We start from the raw sequence: 21,466 nt of genomic DNA, 5'->3' as shown, positions 1-21,466 counted from the left end.
TAGTAGGTGTTTCACCCGTGGTGGGTGGGGAGGAAGGGATGGAATAAGAGAAAATTTGGTTTCACAAATCGCTGAAACCATGAAAAAATTATTACTCTTCCTTTTACTGAGCAGTGCTGTTCAAGGCTTTGCGCAAACCCCAGTTTTTAAATCCATTAGCCCACCAATACAGACGAACGGTGGTTTTATAATAATACAAAAGGGTGTGGTGGCCAGCAATGGCGACTACTACATAATCGGAACCTTTAGTGGGCCTGTCGATTTCGATCCGGGGCCTAATGTTGTTAATGCCCCTAATCCTTTTCACACAGAAGGATATTTTGACGCATTCATAGCAAAGTATAGTAGCACAGATGCATTGCTTTGGATGAAAGCGATGTGGACCAGAGGGCCTTTCATTAATCAAGGTAGTGAAAAAGATCCTCATCTAAGATTTAACGATATCACTATTGGAGCCGATGGAAATGTCTATTTTATTGGAGACATATTGGGCACAGCAGATGGGATAGGAGATCAGGTAACTGGTTTTGTTGTTGTAAATGGAGAGTTTCCAAGAGCGTTTGCAAAAGGATTGACCCCTACCGGGGATGTGATTTTTAATGCACGTAATGAACATGGCATTATTCTAAGTGCTTCAACTGGTGAGGGAATAGCAGCTGACGGATCGGGCAATGTATTTATTACAGGGTTTCAGTCTGGTGAGGTCAATGGTATAAGTTCAGGATCTCAACAGCATGCTTACTATGCAAAATTCAATAGCTCGGGAGTGCGTATCAATCAAGGATGGATGATACAAACCTCAACTACTCCCTCGGATTTTAACTCGAACAGACATTCTCGAGGAAACGCCATCGCTGTTGATGGGTCTGGCAATATATACATCACAGGTTTTTTTGGTCAAAGCGCTGACTTTGATCCTGGTGCAGGAACAAATATTATCAATTCAGTAAATCTAAAAGACGCTTTCATCGCCAAATGGACCAGCAGCAATGCCCTCTCCTGGGTAAGGACGTATAGCACGGCTTCCGAGGGAACTGAAATTGAGTTAGATGCCAATGGGAATGTATATGCAGCCGTTGGCAATAATTTTATCAAACTAACCAATGCAGGAGCAGATAGTTGGAATCGCAATTTAGGGTATGCTCATAGTTTTACCATCAATGCCAGCAACGAATTATTGGTAGCACGTACAAATACGGAATTGCGCTTTTTGAAACTTAGTGCAGCCAATGCACTACTGTATGAAATAGCTCCAACTTATGTCTCGGGAAGTTCGACAAACGCCAATAGAAGTTTTGTAGCCGAGTATGGTAATGGAGACGTTCGTTGGATAAATAACTCAGTATCCAATTATGACTATGGCAATGGCCCCAGTGGTGATCTTGCGGATGGCGCTTTCATCAGGTATGGTATAGCCAATACTGCCCCTTCTAATATTATTCTTAGTGCAGCATCCATCAATGAAAACAATGCCGTTAATGCCGTGATTGGAACACTGACCAGCACCGATGCAAACCCTGGTGACAGCCATACATACAGTTTAGTGGCAGGTACAGGAAGCACTGATAATGCAAGTTTCAATATTTCCGGCAATCAACTGAGAGCAAGCGTTGTTTTTAACTACGAAGCCAAGTCAAGCTATAGCGTTAGAGTAAGAACCTTCGACGGCACCGAATCCTACGAAAAGCCCTTCTCAATCAACATTTCCGATGCTAACGATGTGCCCTATAATCTTCTTCTTAGTGCCAATACAGTCAACGAAAATAATGCTTTAGGCACGACAATTGGAACTTTCACTGTGAGCGATACAGACGTTGGGGACACTCATACCTACGGATTGGTGGCAGGAGAGGGCGGCACTGATAATGCAAGCTTCACAATTTTTCAGGGGCAGTTGAAAGCGAATACTGTTTTTGACTACGAGTCGAAAGCCACCTACTACATCAGGGTAAGGGCAAGTGACGGGCAGGCAAGCATAGACTCACAATTTACCATCACCGTCAATGACCTGGTGGATACGGACATTGACGCCCCGGTAGTTGAAAGCCTGAGCCCTGCGGATGGCACAAGCAACGTCCCACTAGATGGTACTTTGGTGGTTACGTTTGATGAGAACATTGACTTGCAAGCAAGCGGTGGCTATGTAAGAGTAAGAAAGCTTTCCAACAATGCAGTTGTGCTTGAAGGAAGACCCCTCTTCGACACCGACATTTTCACAAAAGAAGGGAATACGCTTTCTTTTTCGCTGGCCGATTTTACAGGAACAGCGCCAGCGTATGGTACAAACTACTATGTGACCATTGACGAGCATACCATTGAAGACGAGGCGGGCAATTATTATGACGGATTTGCTGACAATTCCACCTGGGATTTTACAACATCTACCGAGCTCGAAAGTGATGTGACAGCGCCGGTTATCGTGGGGTTTGATCCAATCAGCGGGTCGAGTGATTATCCATATAACAGGGGCACGCTATCGATGACATTCTCAGAACCGGTGGTTGAAAGACCCGATGGTCAAAAGGTGTTTTACCTGAGGAATATTGTTGGCAACACGACCATAGCACAATTTGCCATTGGTACTTCTGATGTAACTATCAGCGGAAATAAGGTCACATTAAACAACGTGCCTGACCTTAATCCGGATATCACATATTGGGTTCAGTGCCCCCTGCTGGATCCTTTTACGGATCTCGCCGGCAATCATTTTGTAGGCTGGAGTGGCAATACTTCTACCTGGCAGTTTACCGCACGATCGGGTGCGGCGGTGATCAGCAGGAGCCCCGCTCATGCCAGCACGAATATACCCACTTACGCCAACGTGGAGATCGTTTTTGATCAGGAGGTTTTTCTGGCTCCGTGGGTGAACCAGTTTGCTTTCATTTCCCTGAACGGCTCGAATGCGTACAATTTCACAGCTTCAGACGAGGGAACGACATGGACAAAAAATGGAAATGCTTTGGTGCTTAATCCATGGTTTGACTTTGCAACCAATGCCACTTACAAAGTAAGGGTTTACGGCCTCGTGAACAGTGCTGGGGAGCCGGTGAAGGCCTCCGAGTATGTGGAATGGGAATTTACCACGGGTACTCAGGTGAACAATGCCCCAACAGGGATTACACTCTCTAAAGATAGAATCACCGAAGGAAATGCGATTGGTGCGGTTGTCGCCAGCCTGTCTTCCGCCGATGCCAACAGCTCCGACGTACATAGCTATAGTTTGGTGAGCGGCCAGGGGGACAGTGGAAACAGTTCATTTACAGTTCTTGGAAACCTGCTGGTGGCGGCTGAATCTTTTGACTATTCTGCACAGGATTCCTATTCGGTCAGGATCAGAACCCTGGATGATAAAGGCGGGTACTTCGAATCCTATTATGGCATTAGTATCAACACGGCGCCCAGTGATATCACTATTACAAACAGCTCAATTAATGAGAACAACTCAGTCGGTGCGATTATTGGCTACCTCGGGACTACGGATCAAAATATCGGGGATACATTTTCTTACAGTTTGGTGGAGGGCGATGGCAGCCACGACAATGGAAGCTTTACGTTAGTAGGCACTACACTGAAGGCCAACGCTGTTTTTGACTATGAGACCAAAAGCAGCTACAGCATACGTGCCCGTACGTTTGATGGTATCGCTTATTTCGAGAAAATTATCACTATCAGTATTAACTACGTAGATACACATGCGCCGACTATCACCGACCGTTGGCCAGTAGACGATGCAACCGGAGTGCCCATTGATGCGGATTTGGTGATGATTTTTAATGAGCCGGTGAAAGCAGGAAATAGCTTCATTTATTTAAAAGAAGTAGGCCAAAGTTTATCTACCCTCTATGGGTTAGTCGAAGAGGGTAGCAGCCTATTTGCGGTTGACGGAAACACGTTAACCATCCATCTGTCTCAATACAATGGCGTCGCTCCTGCTTACAGCACATCCTATTACGTTGAATTTTACTCAGGTGCTATTAAAGACCTGGCAGATAATTCTGCGCAAGGGTTTTCGGATCCTACCGTGTGGAATTTTACCACAATGCCTGAGCCAGACAATGAAGCGCCGACGAGAACGTCACTTTCTCCAACCAACGGTGCAGTTGACGTAGCTAAGAATACCAACCTTGTCATCACTTTCAACGAGGCAATAGCGCTCGGATCAGGAGAAATCAAATTGCTGGATAAATGGGATAACACCATTGAAACCTACTCAGCGTCAGCAAATTCCTCAAGATTGAACTTTTCTGGCAATCAGCTTACGATAGACCCGACAAACGAATTATTGGCCAATCAGGAGTTCTACGTGTTAATTGGTTCCAGTGCCATTGTAGACTTGTCCCAAAATCCGTACGCTGGAATCTCAAGCCAGGCGATCTGGCATTTCACAACACTGCAGGTCGGATTGGCACCGACGGATATATCACTTTCCGCCGATCATTTTGACGAGAGCATTGGCAGTGGGCAGGTAATTGCCACTTTGTCAGCGGTTGATCCGGACGCAAATACCAATACCTTTGAAATGATCTACGTTGAAGAATCAGGAACGGCCTACGACGACTTTTATATTGGAGGCAACCTGCTGTACTCAGGGTTCAACGGATTTGAGTTCACGGAAAAAAGTGAATACGCTTTAAAAATAAAAGCTGTTGATGACGACAACAATGAGTTTATTAAAGACCTGGTAATCTATGTCAACGACAACGAGCCTCCGGTGGAACTTTCCAAAGCTCCCATGGACGACGCAACGGAAGTTGTCGGCGATGCGGTGTTTGTCATTACTTTTGATGAGGCAATCACAATACCAGAAAATGACCAGGCTGTTGTCGTCTACCGGAATGGCTCCCCAGACTTCATCATGGCCAGCGACGATAGCAGGTTGACAATTGACGATAATGAGCTTACGATAGATTTGGGAATTGATCTGGATTCTGAGACAGACTATTACGTTTGGCTAAAAGGGGTGTCGGACCTAAATGACAATTACTTTACACAGTCCAGCCCGGAAACTGACTGGAACTTCACGACCGGTGACTTTCAGGCGCCGCAGATAACAACGTTGTTTCCAGCCAACAATGCCACAGCGGTAGCCATCCAACCCAATCTGCTGATAACCTTTGACGAAGACGTAGAACTGAACATTTCTGCAGCATCAGCTTATTTTCAGATCAGGACTATCTCCGGTAACAGCCTTGTGCAACAAATCAACTGGAACTCTTCTCACGTGGCGGTGGTCGACGGGAACCAAATAAGCATTACAGGCATTGAGCCGCTTCCAGCCAACACTGAGTTCTGGATAAAAGCCTATAGCCTCGACAATGTGTTTGTTACTGATGCTGTGGACAATGAGTTGAGTCCGTGGAACAACGACAATGAAGTTTGGAGGTTCACGACTGACAAACTGGAGCAGTCGATCACATTCCCGGATATAGAGGATAAGCCTTTTGGGGTAGCACCTTTTTCCCTGGGGGCTGAAGCCAGCTCCGGTTTAGAAATTACCTATAATGTGCCGACGAGCAATGCAACGATACTCAACGGTGTGCTTACCGTTGTTAGTGCCGGAGACGTGACTGTCCAGGCTATGCAGGCCGGTAATGACGAATTCAAAGCCGCTGTTACGGTCGAGCGTACCTTTACAGTGAACAAGGCAGCTCAGACAATTAGTGTAGACCAGATAGACGACAAATCCATTAGTGATGACCCTTTTGCTGTTTCAGCGACAGTAGGTTCCGGGCTTCCGTTGACCTTTGTGGTCAGCGGCCCGGCAACCAACGTGGGCAACCAGATAACACTAAGTGGCGTGACCGGTGAAGTAACGGTTACAATAAGTCAGGCAGGCAATGCAAATTATTTGGCGGCTGAAAGTGTAGTATTGACTTTCCTGGTAACCGATCCCAACAAACAGAACCAAACGATCACCTTCGCTGCCATTGGCGACAAAGCCTACGGAGACATATTCACCCTTGGTGCCTCATCGAGCAGCGGGCTGTCGGTTGCGTACGAAGTAGTTGACGGTCCGGCTACGTTGAATGGATCAGCACTAACGCTCACTGGCCTGGGAAGCGTCACAGTCAGGGCCACCCAGGCCGGTGACGATGACTATAATCCAGCGGCTCAGGTGAGCAGAAGCTTTGAGGTGGGCAAGGCTGCACTGACAGCAACAGCCGAGAACAAGCAAATGACCTACGGCGATGCCTTGCCTGATCTCACGTATGCTGTTACCGGTTTTGTGAATAGCGAAACGGCCGATGTGATTGCAGGCAATATAGAGGCAACAACGGAAGCTTCAGCGTCATCAGATGCTGGCGAGTATGCCATTACTGTAAGTGGCGGTACTGCCGAGAACTATGAGTTCAGCTACGTCGATGGAACCCTGACTATTGGAAAAGCAGACCAGTTGATCACCTTTGAAACATTGGAAACCAAAACATTTGGCGATGCTTCATTTGATCTTGTAGCCAGCAGCGATGCGGCATTGCCGGTGATTTTTACCAGTTCAAATGAAGCCGTAGCGACTATCAGCGATGCTACCGTGACCATTGTAGGAGCTGGCACCGCCACCATCACAGCGGTTCAGGCAGGCAGTATCAATTACAACGAAGCAGAAACGACGCAGGAGCTTACAGTCAGCAAGGCTGGGCAAACCATCACTTTCGAGGCTATAGGAAGCCAGGTACTGAGCACTGGTAGTATAACGCTCGCAGCAACAGCCAGCTCTGGACTGGCAGTTGGCTATGAACTAAGCGGCCCAGGGACATTGGAAGGAACAATATTGACCTTCACGGGGGCAGGAGATATCACGGTAACTGCCAGTCAGGCCGGGAATGTGAATTACATGGCAGCGGAAGCATTGCCGAGAACTTTCACAGTAACCGATGATACTCCTGTTGACCCTGTGAAAGAGGATCAGACGATTACGTTTGAAGCCATCGCCGATAAAACCTTTGGCGATGCTGCATTTGACCTGACGGCGACGGCCAGCTCAGGGTTGACTGTAAGCTACATTGTAAGCGGTGCTGCCACTATCAGCGGAAGTTCTGTTATGATCACCGGTGCAGGCGGTGTAACGATTACTGCAAGTCAGGCGGGTGATGACAGCTTCAATGCAGCTGCCGACGTAAGCCAAAGCTTCACTGTCAACAAAGCAACTGCCACCATCACCCTGTCGGATTTGGGGCAGGAAGCAGATGGCACACCCAAGACGCCGACTGTAGTAACAGACCCAAGTGGTTTGGAAGTGGTATTCACTTTCGATGGAGAGGCAATAGTTCCCGTCGTTGCCGGAAGCTACACAGTAGTGGCGACTATCAATGATGCCAATTACAAGGGAAGTGCAGAGGCCGTATTTGAATTAATTGAGGGGGTTGAGACTGGCGTGGCCGATGAACTGAGTCAGGTGTTGGTTTATCCTAACCCATTTGTGGAAACGATCAATATTGAAGGCAAAAACCTAAGTGTCATCCGTCTGCGCAATCTTAACGGACAGCTAATGTTTGAAAGAGCTGTCACTGACAAAACAGAGCTTACTACTCCTGATTTGATGCCTGGTGTTTATCTTCTTTACCTGATTGATGGCGAAGGAAGATCCAACGTTAGGAGGATGGTAAAGAAATAGTAGATCCCCACAACAACTGGATTTATTACTAGTGAGAAACCGGCTTCATCTGATGAAGCCGGTTTTCTTTTTATTAAATATCGCCGAACTGTATTCGATTAACCAAAACAATAATTATTTTCAGCTATTTGTCGGGAATTTATATCATTCAATAAATGGCTTTTAGATTTTGTTGGCTGGGAATTTGTCTGCTGATCGTCGGTACCGTTTCTGCTCAGAATAGTCAGTCGATAGCCCAGCTTAAGCAAGCAGACAAAGTTCAGAATTCGAGAGAAAGGATAACCTTTTTATTGTCCGCCGAAGGTCTCCAAACCATTTCCGATGATTCTATCAAAGCAGCCTACCTTCAAAAGCTGGGAAACGCCTACGCTCAGGCCTATTCAAACGATACGGCGCTTTATCATTTGAATGAGGCACTACAGTTGGTTGACTCCAAGCCGTATAAGTTGCTCAAAGGAGAGATTTATAATAGCCTGGGTAATACGTCCCTCACCCTGAGTGCCACCGACGATGCGATGAAGTACTACAATGCAGGTTTAGAAGAAGTGGGTGATTTGCACACAGTGGACGGCGCTTCTCTTAAATCACGGCTTCTAGGGAATATTGGAGGGATTTATAACGAGTTGGAGCAGTATTCGAAATCGCTTGAATATGCACAGGCAAGCTTTAGTGTAATTGAGGAATATAATTTAACAGAAAGGTATTTTTTTGGGCACCTTATTCTCGCATTTGCCCACAATGCCCTTGGGAATTTGGACCAATCGATGAATCATAATTTAAAAGTTTTAGAGATTATTCTTGAAAATGGCGATTCCTCCTATTTGGCATATGCCTATAAGAACATCGCATCTATCTATCATCAAAAGCAAGACTGGGAACAGGCAGAGAAGTATTATAAGAATGCTAAAGAAGTCGCCTGGATAGTGAAGGAATATGAGGTTTATGTTAGTTGTTTTTCCAATCTGGCCGAAGTTGCAGAGCAACAAGGGCAACTCAGAACAGGCATTAATTACGCCGAACAAGGGATTGAAGCAGCTAAAACGTATGGATTGCTACCCAAGCATATCGAAGCAATTAAATTTTACTATTCCCTTTTGAAGAAATCAAATCAAACTGATTTGGCTTTGTCGGTACATGAAGAATATATGTCATTGAAAGACTCTTTGTTCCGACTTGAAACAGTGGCTCAAATCGAGGAAATAGAATCTAAATATGAAAAAGAAGAGCAGCAAAAGGAAATAGCACTTTTAACGGCGCAACATGAGTTGACAGAAAGTGAATTGTCACGTAAGCAGCAAGTGCAGTTTTTTTTAATTGGCTCTTCTGTGCTATCAATAGTAATTCTCGTGCTGGTAATCTACAACCAACACCAGAAGGCTCGCTTGAGACATGAGATCCTGGAAAACCAATTGGATGAATACCGTATACGGCTAAATGAAATGCTGGGAAAATATGAAGGAGATTTTAGTATTTCAATAGAAGAGCTTAATGAGCGTTTGTCAAATCCCATTTCGGAGCGAGAATATGATGTACTAAAGATGATTTTCACTCAAAAGACCAATCAAGAGATTGCCGATGAGCTTTATTTGTCGATCAACACCGTAAAGAGCCACTTGAAGAATTTGTACGACAAACTGGGGGTCAACAATCGAGCCGATGTTGTAAAGTTGATTGCTTCACGGAAATAGTGCCAACGATGCTTCTAATTTGCTAACGACAATGGAACTCGTTTAGACAAACTTTCTGTGGCTTTTCAATTTATTCAGATATCTTATACCTGATTCAGCGTGGAACGGGTAAGAGGGGAGTTCGATACCAAACTTAATGTATGCTATTTTTTATGAGAGCTTACCTTCTACTATTGCTTTTCCTCGTATTCGTTGCATCCTGTCAGGAGACTAAAAAAGAAGAACCCTACGATCCAGACTCCTTTATCAACCCCGAGCTTTTCAAAGATCATATCAGGACGCCCGATTTTCAAACGACGGAACAGAATAGACCGGCTTCACAAAGGAGGCCGGTTTCCCCCAAAATTTTTAAGTGATACGGTGACGTCTGTAACTCACACTTAGAAATCCGATTCCTTGAAGCTTGCCAGTCGCATAACCAGCACAATTGATTTGGGTAATAGAGATCCTCAAACTGCCAGAGTAGAGGTAGATTTTTCCTTTTTCATATATTTACCTCCATATAGACTCGGATAATCAAATACTGGGCCCGAAATATCTAAGCCGATTTAACGCATAATCAATGTTAAAGCGATTTTTCCAATTCATACACGATTGCGGCACAGACCAGACCGATGACCGCAAAACAAAAAGGGACATCCGGATGCTGCCTATGGGTTTGTTTAAATATAAAAACTACACCTGTAGGATCAAAAATTATCCAATGTCCGGTTATTTCAGATTGTCCCCGATCCTTTTTACACGCCTGTGCCTTGTATTGGTGTTGATAGGCTTGTGTTTTAGCTCACACCATACCAAAGCACAAAAAAACACACTCGATAGCCTCAAACAGGCGCTGGATACCCTGCCGAAGGAAGATGAGAGGTACGTGCATACGTTATGGGAGGCGATGGAGATAGCCCGGCAAGTTGACGACGATCAGGCACGGATTTATGCCTATGAGGCTTATCAAATTTGTGAAATGAACTTTCCCGGGCTTACGGGCCGGGCCATGACTCGTCTGGCGGAGCAGCTTCATCTTCAGAGCTTACCAGACTCAGCCGAAGTATGGTTGGACAAATATCGATCAACGTATTTTGGCACACAGGATTCCACTGCATTGGGCAGGTTCTATTTGATCAGGGGGGACATAGCCCGCAGAGGGTATAAACTGGAAGAATCAGCCGCCTATTTCGATACTGCCAAATGGGTGGCTGGGGGCTTTGATAATAAGAGACTACTTGCTAAGGTTTTTCATTGGACAGGGATATTGTATGATATTCAGGCGGCCCATAATGCAGCGCTTGACTATTATGGACAGGCATTGAAATTATATAAAACACTACCGGACAGTAATGGAATGGCAAGTATATATCAAAATATAGGAGGTATCTATAGTAGCGACGATGGGGAGGAAGAAGATTATACCCTATTTAAGCAATACAGAGATAGTGCTATCTGGATATTTGAACGCCAGGGCAATATCAATAACCTGGCCCTAACATATGGCAATATGCTGTATAACATTGCCTACCTGAATAACGACATAGAAAGCGCTGAATACTACCTGAATAAACTCAATGAAATAGAACCGTATGTGGATAACATAAACCAGTTGGGCAATATGGCCAATAAGAGGGGCTTCTATTATCTTGCAAAAGGAGAATACGGGTCAGCCATTAATGCTGCCATGAAAGCCCGGGCAATGGCAAAGCAACATAAGTTTGGAGATAACACCTTAGAATTTGCATATTGGATCATTCAGGAAGCCTACGAGCGTCTTGGCAATTACCAGGACGCATACATAAACCTGAAAGAATGGAACGCCTACAAGGACTCCATCAACCAAGTAGAAGAGGATAAAACCTTTCTTGAACTGGAAACTAAATACGAAACCACCCAAAAAGAAGCCGAAAACCAGCGCCTGCAACTGGCCAATGAACAACAAGCTACCTTAAACCGCCTGCTGGGTACCGGTGGAGGCTTGCTGTTGGCCTTTCTTGGGACATTGGGATTTTTCTACTACAAGCAAACCAAACAGAAAAAAATCATTGAGACCCAAAGCGACCAGCTCCAAAAACTTAACAACCTCAAGTCCGAATTCTTCGCCAATATCAGCCATGAGCTGCGCACACCGCTTACCTTGGAGCGTGGCAATATCGAAAATGTAATGCTCTCGGGCGATCGCTTCTCACCTGACAACGATCGCCGGCTGAAGAATGCTGTCCGAAGCAACCGGCAGCTGAGCCGGATGATCGACGACCTGCTGGACCTTTCCAAACTCGAACTGGGCCAGTACCAACTCAAAACGGCGCCTGTCGCTCTGAATAAATTTGTGGGCAGGGTGGTTTCGTCTTTTGAGTCGCTGGCCGACGACCGGGGTGTGGGCTTGAAGTTTAGCACAGAGATGAGTGAGGATATTTCATCTGAATTGGATACCCGTCAGTTTGAAAAGGTGATCAATAACCTTTTTTACAACGCATTTAAATTTTCGCCGTCAGGTACTACAGTGCTGGTCCGACTTTCAGTGCAGCACGGTATGGCTCTGATCAGCGTGAAGGATGAGGGGGCTGGTATACCGGAGGCTGACCTTACGAGGATATTCGATAGATTCTACCGGGTTCGCAATCAGGAGGCTGAAGGGTCGGGGCTCGGGCTGGCCATTGCTAAGGAAATAGTCGTTATGCATGGAGGTTCTATTGCCGTAAGTAGCATAGTAGATGTGGGTACGGAATTTCTCATCAGGCTGCCGGTGGTAGAGGCGGCGGATGAGACGGTAGAGCAGGATGAACCGCCGGCTGAGGAAGATGTGGTAGATGACAAGCTTCGGAGCTTTGTTTCAGAGCGCCCCGAAGTGCTGGTGGTGGAAGATAATATCGAGATGCAGGACTATATAAAGGAAATACTTTCCCGCTATTTTTCAGTAACAGCCAAAGCTAATGGCAGACAGTGCCTTGAATGGCTGGAAACCCGTAGTCCGGCACTTATCATTTCAGACGTAATGATGCCCGAATTGGATGGTTTTGAGTTGCTGGAAAAACTCAAACGCTCACCTATTTACCACCGAATCCCAGTAATACTTCTTACTGCCCGATCGGCAAGCGATGACAGTCTTCGTGGCTTGAGGCTTGGCGTCGACGATTACATCACCAAGCCCTTTGACAGGGACGAGCTGCAAATTAAGGCCGTTAACCTGGTCAATAACCTGCAACGACGTGTGAAGTGGGTAAAAGAAATGGGTGGGGAAGGTGCGCCGGCCGGTGCTGAGGAAGCAACCGAAGAGGATGAAAAAGTCATTGCGACACTTGAGTCTTACATAAGAGGTCGGATAACCGATCAGAAAATTGCAGTTTCAGACGTGGCAAAGGCAGTATCGATGAGCGAGCGACAGCTGTACAGAAAACTCGCAACGGTAAACGGGATGAGCCCGGGAGAGCTGATCATTGAGGTGAGACTTCAGTATGCCCGGATGCTGCTTCTTCAGGGAGGTATTGTGAAACTTTCTCAGCTGGCTATGGAGGTGGGTATAGGTACTCCTGCGTACCTGTCGAAGATGTTTTACGAACGATTTGGCAAGCGGCCTACCGAATTCATTCAATAATAAGTTGCTATAAATCAATTATTTACGGTTAAATGGCAGGCCTGTCAACTATGTTGGCAGGCCTGTTTACTTCAAAGAAAGCTGAAAATTCTTTCTAGTGAATTGATGAGGATAGCTTAGGAATAGTCTAAGCCAACAATCCGAAACCACATCAATATGAGAAAGAGTTACGCACATTGGATCAAAACCCAAAGAAAATACCGAAAGGCACAGCGAAAACTTCAGGCACTGACTTCACAAGGGTCGGGTGAAAGGTTTGTACTTATAAGAAAACTGGACATCCTGCGCAGAAGGCTTCAAGCACTTAATAGCAAATGGCGACTGGGCATAGCCGCCTCGGTTCTCACTGCGTGGCTGGCCACCTCTTCGGCTGGTACGGCGTATGCACAGCTCCCTGCTGCTATACAGGCCAATGATCTCAATAGCTACAATGGCTTGATTATAAACGGCTTGGCAAGCAACGACCGGATGGGATACTCAGTCGGTAGAGCCGGGGATATCAATGGCGATGGCATAGATGACATGATTATTGGGGACGAAAACGCTGACCCAAATGGAAAGGCGCAAGCGGGGGCTACCTATATCATTTTTGGTACGGCTTCCGGTGTAGAAGCTGATCTGGCTAGTCTCGATGGATCCAATGGCTTCACCATTAATGGAGCAAACACCAATGATTTTTTCGGCGGTTCGGTCAGTGCCGCCGGAGATGTGAATGGAGACGGGATCGATGACGTGATCGTTGGGGCAACCTCCGCAGATCCAGGAGGAAACTCCGCAGCCGGATCTTCTTACGTTATTTTTGGTTCGGCAAGTGGGTTTCCTGCAGCGCTGGAGTTATCCGCATTGGATGGATCTAATGGATTCACGATTAACGGTATCAGCAACTTTGACGGCCTGGGCTATTCAGTAAGTGGTGCAGGGGATGTAAATGGGGACGGCTTAGATGATGTGATTGTTGGTGCTCCACGTGTAAATGTTGGTTTTACCGCCGATGCAGGGGCCAGTTATGTAATATTTGGTAGGGATACAGGTTTTTCGGCCACTCTTTCCGTTTCGTCACTGGACGGCAGCAATGGCTTTGTCATTAATGGTATTAATAATTTCGATCTGGCAGGTTATTCGGTAAGTGGTGCAGGCGATGTAAATGGTGATGGCATCGATGATGTGATCATCGGGGCGACCGAACAAGGCTCTGGCGGGATGAGTGGTACCGGATCAGCTTATGTGGTCTTTGGCAGGAATACGGCATTTTCAGCAAGCATAGATTTATCCTCCCTTGATGGTGCCATGGGCTTTGTGATCACGGGTACTAATGCCGATGACAAACTGGGAGTAGCCGTCAGTGCCGCCGGAGATGTGAATGGAGACGGCATCGATGATGTGATCATAGGGGCCGATTCAGCAGATCCGGGCGGTAAATCCAACGCAGGTTCCACCTATGTGATATTTGGAAAAAATTCAGGATTTGCAGCCAGCCTGGCTGTGTCGACATTGGATGGGAGCAACGGGTTTACGCTCAATGGCTTAGGTAGTTTCGACAATTTGGGCCGGTCAGTGAGTGCCGCAGGAGATTTCAATGGAGACGGCATGGACGATTTGGTCATTGGAGCCAGTGGAGCAGACCCGAATGGCAACTATAACATTGGCGCTGCTTATGTCATATTAGGTAGTAACTCAGGCTTTGATGCCACCTTTGATTTGTCATCACTCGATGGCACCAACGGCCTGGGAATCAACGGGCTGGCAGGTAGCTCTTCATTCGGTTTTTCTGTGAGTGGTGCTGGAGATATGAATGCCGATGGTTCGGATGATCTTATCATTGGGTCGCCTTCTGCTTTAAATGACGGGGCCGGGAAATCCTTCATCGTCTACGGCATAGGTCCCACACTCAGACAAGATAAAGCGATCGAGCCTTTGAAGGCTCTTGAAGACAATCTTTTTGAGTATGTCATCCCTTCAAAATTAGTGGTTTCGAGTAGCGAGACAGTGGCAGGTTACCATGCTACCCTGGCAAGCGGTGATCCGCTTCCTGAGTGGCTTACCTTGACAGGCAACACTTTTAGCGGCACTCCGCCCAATCAGGCCGTTGGCACCCTTGAACTAACGCTGGCAATAACCGGCACACTAGGGACGGAGATCAGCATTCCATTCAGCATTCAGATTGCTGATGCCCAGACTTCCCCACCGCAAATCAGTGCCTCAGATTTGAATGGGCTCAATGGCTTTTTGGTCAATGGCATTAATGATTTAGGCCGGACCGGTTATTCCGTAGATGGTGTCGGTGATGTAAACGGAGACGGTATTGACGATGTAATCATAGGTGCCCCTGGTGAGGGCTCAGCCGGATCAACCTACGTTATTTTTGGTAACAATTCAGGCTTTGCCTCAGCTATAGAACTCTCCACTCTGGACGGCACTAACGGGTTTGTAATCAGTGGTGTCAATGAACATGATGGTTTAGGGGCATCAGCGGCTAACGCAGGTGATGTGAATGGCGATGGGTTGGATGATATGATCCTGGGAGCGCCCAGTATTGGGAAGAGCTACATCATCTTTGGAAGCAACGCAGGCTTTCCTTCATTACTGGAGGTGTCGTCCCTGGATGGCACCAATGGCTTTGCAATTAATGGCGCTAGTGCAAACGACAGGTTCGGGGTTTCAGTGAGCGAGGCGGGAGATATCAATGGGGATGGGTTTGACGATGTGATCATCGGGGCGGATAATGTCAGCTCGAACGGGCTCGTCTTCAACGGGGCGAGCTACGTCTTTTTTGGAGAAAATACAGCCTTTCCTGCCACTTTAGAAGTATCCACACTTGATGGGACCAACGGATTTACCATGAATGGATTGAGCGACTTTGGTTTATTAGGTGGCTCAGTAAGCGGGGCAGGGGATGTCAACGGAGACGGGATTGATGACGTCATCATCGGGGCATATTATGCGAGCTCAAACGGGCTCTATTACAACGGGTCGAGCTACATTGTTTTTGGAAAAAGTACTGGTTTTGCCTCCGAGTTAGATCTGTCAACGCTCGATGGAAGTAATGGATTCAGGGTAGATGGGCTAAATGACGATGATGAATTAGGGGGGGCGGTAAGCAGTGCCGGCGATGTGAACGGCGATGGGATAGAAGATATGATCGTAGGTGCCATAGGGGCAAACAGTAATAGCGGTTCCGCTTATGTGGTATTTGGAAAAAACACGGGCTTTGCAGCCACGCTTGCCCCTTCTTCCCTGGATGGAACCAACGGATTCGCCATAAACGGGCTGGAGTCAGGTGACCGTTTTGGATCGGCCGTAGGCGGTGCAGGTGATGTGAATGGCGATGGAATGGATGACGTGGTAGTAGGAGCACGATATGCCGAGGATGCCTATGTAATATTTGGAAGCAATGCTCCCTTTGCAGCCACCCTGGATCTGTCATCACTGAACGGGAGCAATGGATGGCTGTTTGACGGGGGTGGGGTAGGTCAGGCCGTGGGCGGTGCAGGAGACATCAACGGTGACGGGGTGGAAGACCTGATTTTGGGAGCAAAAGATGCCGCACCTGATGGTCTGTTAAAAACTGGATCAACTTACGTCATTTTCGGTATTCTTCCCGCAGTGGCTCCCACGTTGGCTAATCCCATCGCTGACCAACAGGTCAATGAGGATGAATTGTTCGAATTCACCATCCCCACCAATACATTTGAGGACCGAAACCAGAATGATATACAGACCCTCTCCGCCACACTGGCAGGTGGAGGAGCACTACCCTCCTGGCTCACATTCGATCCGACAGTCGGCACTTTTTCTGGTACGCCTACCGAAGAATCAGATATAGGGGTCTTTTCCATCGAAGTAACCAATACCGACGAAGATGGACTCAGTGCGACCGACCAGTTTGACCTGGAGGTTGTCAGTGTCAACGATGCACCCGTCCTAGCGGCTATCGGGAACCACGACGGAGATGAAGGTACCAATGTCACCTTCACAGCGACTGCTACAGATACAGACCTGCCCGCCAACACGCTGACCTTTAGCCTGGATGTGACATCCTCAGGCAAAGGCATGACCATAGACGGGTCAACCGGAGCGTTCTCCTGGACGCCGTCGGAAGATCAGGGCGGAAGCCATGAAGTAACGGTTACAGTAAGCGATGGCGAATTGACCGACAGTGAAACCATCATCATCACCGTGAATGAGGTGAATAGTGCGCCTGTCCTTGCGGCCCTGGGCAACATAAGCGTTAACGAAGGGGCGGTGCTGGCTTTTACAGCCACGGCATCTGACGAAGACTTGCCAGCGCAAACATTGACTTTTTCGATTGACGAGGCAGCGATCGCAAAAGGCATGACTATCAACGCAGAGACCGGGGTGTTTACCTGGACGCCCGGCGAAGCGCAGGATGGAAGCCATGAAGTAATGGTTACAGTCAGCGATGGCGAGTTAACCGACAGTGAAACCATCACCATCACCGTGAATGAGGTGAATAGTGCGCCGGTGCTGTCAGCCATTGGCAACAAAAGCGTTGACGAAGGGGTGGAACTGACTTTTACAGCCACAGTATCTGACGCAGACTTGCCAGCGCAAACATTGACTTTTTCGATTGACGAGGCAGCGATCGCAAAAGGCATGACTATCAATGGAGCGACCGGGGCTTTCAGCTGGAAGCCCGGCGAAGCGCAGGATGGAAGCTATGAAGTGACTGTTACAGTGAGTGATGGAGAACTGGTTGATAGCGAAACGCTTTTGATAACTGTAAATGAAGTCAACCAGGCTCCCGCATTAATAGCAGAAAATCAAACTGTCGATGAAGGCAGTGAGCTGATTTTTTCTGCCCTCGCTACAGATCAGGACGTGCCCCAACAAATGTTGACTTTCGAAGTCGATGATGCCTCTGTTGCCAGGGGCTTGTCCATTGAGTCGGCAACAGGAAAAATAAGCTGGACTCCTGGTGAAGCGCAGGATGGCACCCATGACGTAATGATCACAACTAGCGATGGAGTAGTATCTGTCAGCAAAACAATTACCATCACGGTGAATGAGGTGAATAGTGCACCGGTGCTGGCAGCCATTGGCAATAGAAGCGTAAATGAAGGGACGGAGCTGTCTTTCACAGCCACAACAACAGATTCGGACATTCCGTCCCAAACGCTTACTTATAGCCTCGACGACCTGTCGGTCGCTAGTGGGATGCAAGTTGGTTCGTCCACCGGGGAGTTTTCCTGGACACCTTCAGCAGGTCAGGCTGGAGATTACTTTGTTACGCTGGCCATTAGTGATGGGGTGGTGGCTGTAAGTGAAACATTCACCATAACAGTCAGCAGCAACGTAGAAAACCGAGCGCCAGTGGTGGCGGAGCCAATAGCAGACCAATCTGTTACTGAAGGTTTTTCATCACTCCAAATTGATTTGGCCACTGTGTTTGTTGACGAGGACGGAGACCAGTTGACCATTTCCGCTGAGTCAGCAAACGAAGGTGTGGCAACCATTTTGATCTCCGGGCAAACACTTACTATTTCAGAAGTTGGCACTGGTGCCACCACGGTCACTGTAACTGCCGGGGATGGCGGAGGCGGTAGCGTGAGCGATAGTTTTGACGTAGAAGTTTTGCCGGCTAGTGTTGCCGGTGTGGGAGGAGACGCTAACCTGCTGATGGCAATATACCCCAATCCAACGGAGGGAATGTTGTCAGTCAACGTGACGGGCTCGCTAAAGGGAGTACTTACTGCAGGGGTTCACGACCTTTCTGGTCAACAGCTTTCGCAGGCAACAGTGACTGGCAATTCGGAAAGGCTGACTGCTGAACTTGACCTGACAGGACTGGCACCCGGAGTCTATTTGCTCAGCATTTCTTTAGATGGAAAGCCTATTGCTACGAGAAGAATCATTAAAAAATAGCCATTAGAAATTTAAGATCATGGAACAAGTAGTGGAAGAAAAACCAAAATTCGAATTGTCGACCTCCAGGCAGTTTCCAGGGTGGTTAGCAGGGCAGCAATCGTGCATCATATTTTCTACCTATCAGATAGGAAAGGTGTTCATGCTGGGAAGCAACCAAGACGGCTCTCTGCACGTGACGGAGCGCAGCTTTCCCCGATGCATGGGGCTGGGCACGTCATCAGGCAACAACACGTTCTGGATGAGCTCGCTGTGGCAGCTATGGCGATTCGAAAACTCACTCACTACCGGTAAGTTCAACGAATACGACAAGGTATACCTTCCTCAGGTAGCCTACACCACCGGTGATCTCGACATCCATGATATCATCGTTGGTCAGGATGGCCGACCCGTATTTGTTAATACGCTGTTCAGCTGCCTGGCTACAACCAGCGAAACACACAGTTTCAGGCCTGTTTGGAAGCCGCCGTTCATCAGCAAAATGGTGCCCGAAGACAGGTGCCATTTGAACGGGCTGGCTGAAAAGGACGGAAAACCCGGATACGTCACCCTGGTAGGCAGGAGTGATGTGTCAGATGGGTGGAGAGAGCACAGGGCCAATGGCGGCCTGGTTATGGACGTGCAAACCAATGAAGTAGTTTGTGAAGGCCTTTCCATGCCGCATTCACCACGGTGGTATGAGGGCAGCCTCTATTTGCTGGAGGCCGGATCCGGCTATTTTGGAAAGGTCAATCTTGAAACCAAAACTTTTGAGAAGATAGCCTTTTGTCCGGGTTTCCTCAGGGGGCTCGACTTTGTCGGTAACTATGCAGTAGTGGGGATGTCCTCAGTTCGGAAAAACAAGACCTTTAGCGGCTTACCCCTTGACAATAACCTCAAAGAAGTCAATACATCGCCAAGATGTGGCATACAAATCATCAACCTTGAAACCGGCGCCACAGAAAACTGGATCCGTCTGGAGGGAATAGTTGAAGAACTGTATGACGTAAAAGTATTGAGGGGTGTATCGAAGCCGTTACTGATTGGAACAAAGAAGGAGGATATTCGGACGATGATCTCAGTGGAGGCATAGAGGAAATCAGACATAATGAATCAGCTTCCCCCTCTCAGTGCGCCTGATAAGTGCTATGTTGTTGTCGAAAGAACGGTGTTGATGCTTAGTTCCATGGAAAGCAGCCTCCTGATCATTAGCCTGTTCTCCCAAACTGGTTTGCCAACAATACTGGTACGCTCTAGTTTCGGTAGGAAAGCTTTGATCACAGACGCAGCCTCAACCACTGCCATTTGACTTCCCAGACAATGATGCATGCCATACCCAAAGGAAAGGTGATCATTCACCTTTCTGTCGATAATTAGTTGATCGGGGTTTTCAAAATGACCTGGGTCACGATTGGCAGATCCAATGCAAAGAGTAATGGTGCTATTGGCAGGTATTTCAACTCCGGAAAGAACTATAGGTTCTGGGTTTAATCTTCCCGTTATCTGCACAGGTGAGTATAACCGCAATATTTCTCGGACAAAGCGCTCAATGCTAGCGTCGTCATCAAGTTGGTCAAGTAGTGCTTTGTCCGCAATTAATGTTTGCAAGCAAATGCTTATCAGGCTGGAGGTTGTTTCAAAAGCAGCAATGAAAAGAAAAATAATGAGCGATACCGGATCGGTATTAAATTCAGGGTTGTCGTCTGCAGTTTTTTTGACTGCCGCTGCCAATCCGGCCGACTCCTTATCAAGACTGCCGTAGTAAAGATCGAAAGATGCCCGAAGATTTGTTGAGGCGACCTGGATATTCTTTAAATCTTTAAAAGTCAAATAGGGATCGAGGAGTTGAACTAGTTTGAATCCATCTGCCTGAAGCTCTTCTCCTAAATTTCTAGGCATGCCAAGCACATCACAAACCATCCATACTGGTAGCTTCTTGGCAATAAAAGAGACCAAGTCAAATGACGGCGGCATATCTACCAGGATTTCATCACAAATCTCAGAAGACTTCTTCGAAAGAAAAGACTTAGAGGGCCAGTTTTTAGCAAGAACGGAACGAATAGAACCATGTATTGGTGGATTCTGTTGTATTGGCATTCCAGCTACTGCCTGCTGAATCGAGCTAAAATCTATGTTTCTGCCCGTAGCATACTGAGTCATTTTGTAAATCCATTCCGCCCTGGCGCCGGTTTGATAATTTTTATCGAAAAGCACATGCTTCACGCCATCATAGTTCATTACTACAAAGTCTCCAGTAGGTGATTGGAATACAGGCGCATGTGCCAATATTTGGGAGTACACCGGATATGGGTTAGTGATAAACCCTGGATTCGATGGTTGCCAAAGTTTAGTTACGTCCATTTATCAATTTATAAACGTGCTCAGTAAAGGAAGAAACTGTGGGGTTGTTGTAGAGACTCAAAGGGTCGATGTCAATTTTATAGTGCTCCTCAACATCTCCGAGTAAGAAAATTGAATTCACTGAATCAAGGCCCAGGTCATTAAATGCAACCGCATCATCTATTGTGGCGACTTCTTTTTTAATTTCCTTCGCAATAAGATTTTTAATGAAATCAGCAATTTCAGATTGGCTTGTCATACCAGGAAGTCATGAATAGGTGTAAGGTCAATTGTAAAAACTGTAATTGTGGAATCATAGGGCGTTTCATGACGCAAGTCGTCATAGGATATTTGAATTTATAAGTATTTATGGAGATTCAATAA

General features: G+C 47.0%; 7 protein-coding genes. 5 read left to right on the top strand and 2 right to left on the bottom strand.

Features of this window, described 5'->3' with window-relative positions; translation table 11 throughout:
* Positions 1-79 precede the first annotated feature (79 nt).
* From RIG68_RS18530 to RIG68_RS18510, 5 genes are all read left to right on the top strand, one after another.
* A complete protein-coding gene (locus tag RIG68_RS18530) occupies positions 80-7,612 on the top strand; it encodes an Ig-like domain-containing protein (protein WP_350125587.1) in 7,533 nt (2,510 codons plus the stop codon).
* Positions 7,613-7,767: 155 nt separating this feature from the next.
* On the top strand, positions 7,768-9,300 hold the full coding sequence (locus tag RIG68_RS18525; RefSeq protein ID WP_350125584.1) for a tetratricopeptide repeat protein: 1,533 nt from the start codon (positions 7,768-7,770) through the stop codon (positions 9,298-9,300).
* Between the two features lie 703 nt (positions 9,301-10,003).
* Positions 10,004-12,880, top strand: a complete 2,877-nt coding sequence (locus RIG68_RS18520) for a hybrid sensor histidine kinase/response regulator transcription factor (RefSeq protein WP_350125581.1) — start codon at positions 10,004-10,006, stop codon at positions 12,878-12,880.
* A gap of 156 nt (positions 12,881-13,036) precedes the next feature.
* Entirely contained in the window at positions 13,037-18,763 is a 5,727-nt protein-coding gene (locus RIG68_RS18515) for a putative Ig domain-containing protein (protein WP_350125578.1), read from the top strand.
* Between the two features lie 19 nt (positions 18,764-18,782).
* Positions 18,783-19,835 carry a TIGR03032 family protein gene (locus tag RIG68_RS18510; protein WP_350125575.1) on the top strand — a complete coding sequence of 351 codons (1,053 nt, stop codon included), beginning with the start codon at positions 18,783-18,785 and terminating at the stop codon, positions 19,833-19,835.
* 53 nt (positions 19,836-19,888) lie between these two features.
* Here the strand turns inward: RIG68_RS18510 and RIG68_RS18505 are convergent, their stop codons facing one another.
* On the bottom strand, positions 19,889-21,103 hold the full coding sequence (locus RIG68_RS18505; RefSeq protein WP_350125572.1) for a cytochrome P450: 1,215 nt from the start codon (positions 21,101-21,103) through the stop codon (positions 19,889-19,891).
* A complete protein-coding gene (locus RIG68_RS18500) occupies positions 21,090-21,341 on the bottom strand; it encodes an acyl carrier protein (RefSeq protein ID WP_350125570.1) in 252 nt (83 codons plus the stop codon). Before RIG68_RS18500 ends, RIG68_RS18505 begins: the two co-directional genes overlap by 14 nt.
* Positions 21,342-21,466: the final 125 nt, after the last annotated feature.

It is taken from the genome of Imperialibacter sp. (assembly GCF_040222385.1).
Classification (GTDB): Bacteria; Bacteroidota; Bacteroidia; order Cytophagales; family Cyclobacteriaceae; genus Imperialibacter.
This window is presented reverse-complemented; position numbering and strand designations above follow the sequence as displayed.